Genomic DNA, 5,357 nt, shown 5'->3' with positions numbered 1-5,357 from the left:
TGGTCCCACCTGACCCCATGCCGAACTCAGCAGTGAAACGCCGTAGCGCCGATGGTAGTGTGGGGTCTCCCCATGTGAGAGTAGGACACTGCCAGACATCAATTAGCCAGAGAAGCCATCCCTAACCGGATGGCTTTTTTGCGTTTGGTGTTTTATCAGGAGTATGGATTCGTGACTTATGAAATTTAGCATCATCCTCCGTGCTACCACTCTGATAGAAAACCTTTTGACCCATCAAGTGATGAACGCTGCCTTTTATGCCAGGTTGATATTAGTCGTATATTAAGCATCTGGTATAGGGTTGTGGCTATATCACCTTAATTTTTTCTTCCTTATTCTGATCACTATTTTTCATATAACAAAATGAAATAATTTCAATTTGCGTGTAAAAACTCGACATCATTCCTATTTTGAGGTTAAATTTTGGCTGTCTAGAAGGCTAAATTATATGGAATGATGGAGGTGCAAACAATGCCGATTCGTGTACCTGATGAACTACCAGCAGTTACTTTCCTTCGCAATGAGAATATCTTTGTAATGACATCGACAAGGGCAAGTGTACAGGACATCCGTCCCTTGAAGGTATTGTTATTAAATCTAATGCCAAAGAAAATCGAAACGGAAAATCAGTTTATCAGGCTACTATCTAATTCACCGTTACAGATTGATATTCAGTTACTGCGTATTGACAGTCGTCGATGTAGAAATACACCAGCAGAGCATTTGGATAATTTTTACTGTGATTTTGAATCAATAAAAGATCAGAATTTTGATGGCTTAATCGTAACCGGAGCTCCTTTAGGATTAGTAAAGTTTGAAGATGTTACGTATTGGGAGGAAATTGAAACAGTTATCAATTGGGCCAAAGAGCATGTTACTTCGACACTTTTTGTCTGTTGGGCTGTTCAGGCCGCATTAAATATTCTTTATAACCTACCTAAATATACACGAAAAACTAAATTATCAGGTGTCTACTCCCATACTATTCTGGAGCCATTAGCATTATTGACCAGAGGGTTTGATGAATCATTCTGGGCACCACATTCGCGTTTTGCCGATTTTCCTGAGTCAGTTATTCGTGAATATACGGATCTGGATATTTTGGCTAGTTCAGAAGAAGCAGGTACCTATTTACTTGCCAGTAAAGATAAAAGGCTGGTATTCGTGACAGGGCATCCAGAATATGATGTCGGTACGCTAGCTGCCGAATACCTGCGTGATCGAACCGCAGGTTTAGAGCCTGCATTACCAGTCAACTACTTCCCGGATAATGATCCAGAGAATAAACCAGTAGCAACATGGCGTAGTCACGGACATTTACTGTTTTCAAATTGGCTTAACTATTATGTATACCAGATTACACCGTATGATCTTACTATTAAGGATATTATATTAACTAATACAGATAGTTAGGTTGGTTGTTTTTTATGAGATATGAGATTGTTTATACAAATGTTTATACATGGTTCACTGAACGAGTTTATAAACAAGGCACAAGATGAGGACAGGGCGGAAGAAAAGAGGGGGGCAGTACGCTAAACGTACCAACCCTGTGAAAAGGTTGCGCTGAATTTCGTCGGAACCTATTAAGCAATTGCGGTAACAGCCAACTGATAACCCTGCTAGTAAGAAGCCTTTCCCGTTACGGTTATCACCTGACCTTTCCGCAACAACATCACCGATAGCGCCACCTCATCAAAGCCAATAATACAGCGAGTAATTAGACGAGGTGACTATTTCCCTAATGTTTTCCGATATTAGAATAATTATTCTGATGATTTATCGCGAACTTTCCTTTCTAATAATTCTCCGGAATGAGAATCAAAATAACGGCTAGGCCAGATTTCAGAGGGATGTATTTCGAGGTAGTTAGCAATTATCCATTCGCCTTTCGGCCACGGTCTGCTGAGAGTATTTGCCAGTGTAGATGAACTGAGTCCTGCTTCACGGGAGACAGCCGCTAAGGTTGTACCGCGCTTACGTAATGCAGCAATAATATCGGCTTGATGCCAGTCATTTCTAACGTTATTCATTCCTGCTACCCCTTCCATTAATTGAAAAAATTGATGGTGGCGATTCAGACAGGGTTTGCAATACCGGAAAATACCCAACCGGTGAGGCCGAAGCCTCCCCTGTCTAAACCGCCATTGAAAGGGCGATAGCAAACACACTGGTAGAAATTTCCTACCAGTGGGGTATTTTCGCAGGGTTGCAAATCCCTGACCATCGGATTTTGCCGATGGCAGGAGTACTTTAACGAATTGTTTTATTTGGTTCAATAAGCGAATCAGTAAAACCACTTAACTTTTTTCGTTATATTCCATTAAACACGTTAAGGCGCTCTTGTTGTTTTTCACTTAGACTAAATACAAATTCTTCATGTTCTATCTGCCATGTGCCAAAGCTCATCAGGAACGCAATCGCAGGGTCGATTTTGTTCGCCGATTTTTTTTTGTTCGGTTTGATATTGGCGTTCGCGTCGGTTTCCATCATCACATTGGACATTGCCCACGCGAGTACTGGATCGCTGTTGTGACGAATGACTTTGCGATTAACAAATACCTCTGCCGATTTCGCCACCGGACTAAAACGCATATAGGTTTGCGGGAACGGCTCAACGTCCAGCCCTGCACCTTGTAATTGTGTTCTTAAGTGCGTGGCGTTCCATGTATCAAAACCCACCAGCTTGATATCAAAGTTCTGGCTGTCGTTGAGAATATCATCACGGATACGGTCATAATCAATGCAATCGCCTGCGGTGGTACGTATCCAGCCTGCTTGTACCCATTGGCGATAAACCGCCCGATTCTTGTTGGCAGGATTTTGTAGTTGTTCTTCGGGCAGGTAATGGCGGGTCAGTAATAACAGTTCATTATCCACGGGGAACGTGTAACAGATGCTGGTGATATCGCCTGTTGAAGATAAATCCAGCCCGGCGTAGCACTCCAGCCCTTTGAGGTCGTTTTCATCGTAATTTGTTTGGCAGGCTTTCCATGCGCCTTCGCCCATCCACGGGGTTTCGCCCTGACACCAGATATTAAAACGCTTGGTTAGCATCTCCGTCCATTGGGAGGGTATACCTCGCGCTTTCTGGATGGTGTCATACAAGGCGGCACTGTCTACCGATATATCTAAATTGGGATTAGCTTTTATCCAAAGGGTTTTATCATCAATTTCGTGCTCGTCGTCCAATTCGTAAATCAGGGCGAACAGGGATTCGTTTTGCTCTTCACCATCCAGTATCTGACAACAATAATCATAGTGCTGCTTACAGGCTGAAATAACGTTACTGCCTGCCGTGGTGATGGCAAACAGAATACCTTCGGGACGTGCCCCCATTCCCAACTCAAGGGCTGAATACACAGCATTATCAGGGTGTAAATGATATTCATCGACAATCGCCAGACTGGGGTTAGTCCCTTCAATGGTGGCGGCTTTGGCTGCCAGCGGCTTTAACAGACTGTTAGTCTTTGGATAAGTAACTTTGTGCTGCTGGATAGTCACCCGCTTTTTCAGCGGCTTTGATAATAAGCTCATCTGGCGGGCATCATCAAATACAATACGCGCCTGATCACGACTTACGGCGGCGGTGTAAATATCCTGCTGCCCGTGCTCCATTACCAAGAACCAGTTTGCCAGTATCGCGGCAACGGTGGATTTGGCATTTTTGCGCGGCACCTGAATATAAGCACTGCGGTATTTTCGGCGTCCGGTGGCCTTTACCTTAAAACCGAACAAATTTGCAAAGGCGAACTGTTGCCATGGCTCAAGCATGATGGGTTTACCGCGCAGGTGGCCTTTGACATGGGGACAGACACGGGAAAAGGCAATAAAACGCGCCACCACCTCAGAATCAAACGCATAAAGTGGGTTATTCAGGTCGTTATAGTAGCGTTTAACAGCCTTTTTTACCCGTTTACAGGCCGGAATTTTACCGTTTTCGATATCAAAAGCGTACTGTTCCCATGTGTTCATAGACGATCCAGCTCGTCTTCTTCCTCGGTTTCCACCGGATTTTTACGCCGTGATACGGGGTCAAAACCCAGCAAGGACGACATTTTTATCATGATTTTTTCAGCGTCTGCTTTGGCACTTAGTGACGGATTGCGGCTTTCACTGCCCTGACTATTAACAATGCTAAAGCCCCTGATATCAAGGTCTGCCACCGCTTTTCGGTAAATGGCATAGTTCACGCAATAGAGTTCTAAATTGTTCCAGTCAGCGGCGTTCAGGTCTTCCCGCTCACTTAAAATTTTACCTTTGGCCTTCCATTGGCTGGCGGCGATATCATTAAGGTAAGTTGGCGGTTTTGGCGCTCTTGCCATGATTTTTTTCCTTGTCGTTTTATTTTCAAAAAAAATGCCGTGTGTAAAAATTTGAGGAGGGGGCGGTTCCGCTGGAAGGGACATTTATCATTTTTGATACCCCCACCCCGTTATTTCGTTTCGTTATTATTCACTTGATAACCAGTCACGATATTTTGCCGCTTCGGTTTCCTGTTCCCGATAAGTGCCCTGCTTACGCTTCGCTTTGGTGATGGGATCGATCTGTACGGTTTTCCGGTTATGGCAGGTCTGACATAACGCCTGATGGTTCGATGCAGGCCAGAACAACACATCAGTATCACCCTGTATTGGGATAATGTGATCCACAATGCTTGCAGGCGTGTAAATACCCTGCGGCAAGCAATGAACGCATAACGGATTAGCTTTCAAGTAGTACAGCCGATAGCGTCCCCATCGATTACTGTAACCTCGCTGGGTTCGGGTGCCACGCTGCTTGTCTTGCTGGCGTTTGGTTTCCCGCTGGTGCTGCTTGCATCGGCCTGATTTCACCCGCTCGCGGCAATGTGGGTAGCTACAGCGTTTCAACGGTTGCCATGGCATCAGTAGACTCCCACATCACGATAGACTGACCACAGTGATTTAATGGTGAACGGGACTTCTTTAAGCTCAACATCGGTTGCCATTTCCCGATTTTCATACAGCAAACCGATATAAAGCAGGCAACCTACTTTAATTGCTGACGTGAAGGCCAGACCATTATCAAACCGCTTTCCGATATGTTGCTGGCACACTTCCAGTGCGGCTTCGGCGTAAGCCATTAATAAAGCATCATCAAGGGCATCGCTTTCATCAATCCGGCAGTGTTGTTTGATTTCACTCAGGGGGAATATTAGGCATATTTCACGCCCCCTTTGCAAAGCAGTTCCAGACGGGAGTGTTTCGGATCAGGAATAACGGCAACGATGCCAAAGGTCTTGCCGTGGGTGCTGGCACCTTGATAGACAATGCGGTTTGTTGTGGTGATATCATCACGGTAACGCAGCCAGATACGCACCGTGGCTTCGGATAACA

The 5,357-nt window shown here is 44.9% G+C and carries 7 protein-coding genes and 1 rRNA gene; 2 read left to right on the top strand and 6 right to left on the bottom strand.

What is annotated here, in order from left to right; translation table 11 throughout:
• A 5S ribosomal RNA gene (gene rrf, locus Xinn_RS19935) occupies positions 1 to 97 on the top strand; the annotation flags it as partial.
• 374 nt (positions 98 to 471) lie between these two features.
• Entirely contained in the window at positions 472 to 1,413 is a 942-nt protein-coding gene (gene metA / locus Xinn_RS19930; protein ID WP_086954151.1) for a homoserine O-acetyltransferase MetA, read from the top strand.
• A gap of 353 nt (positions 1,414 to 1,766) precedes the next feature.
• On the opposite strand, the gene Xinn_RS19925 is transcribed toward metA, so the two are convergent.
• The 6 genes from Xinn_RS19925 to Xinn_RS19900 all read right to left on the bottom strand — a co-directional run.
• Positions 1,767 to 2,033 carry a helix-turn-helix domain-containing protein gene (locus tag Xinn_RS19925; protein ID WP_086954150.1) on the bottom strand — a complete coding sequence of 89 codons (267 nt, stop codon included), beginning with the start codon at positions 2,031 to 2,033 and terminating at the stop codon, positions 1,767 to 1,769.
• Positions 2,034 to 2,313: 280 nt separating this feature from the next.
• The gene (locus Xinn_RS19920; protein ID WP_086954149.1) at positions 2,314 to 3,975 is read right to left on the bottom strand and encodes a terminase large subunit; all 1,662 of its coding nucleotides are present in this window, start codon (positions 3,973 to 3,975) and stop codon (positions 2,314 to 2,316) included.
• Positions 3,972 to 4,325, bottom strand: coding sequence for a phage terminase small subunit P27 family (locus tag Xinn_RS19915; protein ID WP_086954148.1), 354 nt, complete (start codon positions 4,323 to 4,325; stop codon positions 3,972 to 3,974). Before Xinn_RS19915 ends, Xinn_RS19920 begins: the two co-directional genes overlap by 4 nt.
• A 126-nt stretch (positions 4,326 to 4,451) precedes the next feature.
• Positions 4,452 to 4,886 (bottom strand): HNH endonuclease, encoded by a 435-nt coding sequence (locus Xinn_RS19910; RefSeq protein ID WP_086954147.1) that lies wholly within the window; start codon positions 4,884 to 4,886, stop codon positions 4,452 to 4,454.
• Positions 4,886 to 5,185 carry a head-tail connector protein gene (locus tag Xinn_RS19905; RefSeq protein WP_086956492.1) on the bottom strand — a complete coding sequence of 100 codons (300 nt, stop codon included), beginning with the start codon at positions 5,183 to 5,185 and terminating at the stop codon, positions 4,886 to 4,888. The genes Xinn_RS19910 and Xinn_RS19905 overlap by 1 nt, the downstream gene beginning before the upstream one ends.
• Positions 5,176 to 5,357, bottom strand: a 182-nt coding sequence (locus Xinn_RS19900; protein ID WP_169923632.1) for a head-tail adaptor protein, incomplete at its 5' end; no start/stop codon positions are given. The genes Xinn_RS19900 and Xinn_RS19905, both read right to left, overlap by 10 nt.

Origin of the sequence: Xenorhabdus innexi (genome assembly GCF_002632485.1) — a bacterium.
Lineage (GTDB): Bacteria > Pseudomonadota > Gammaproteobacteria > Enterobacterales > Enterobacteriaceae > Xenorhabdus > Xenorhabdus innexi.
This window is presented reverse-complemented; position numbering and strand designations above follow the sequence as displayed.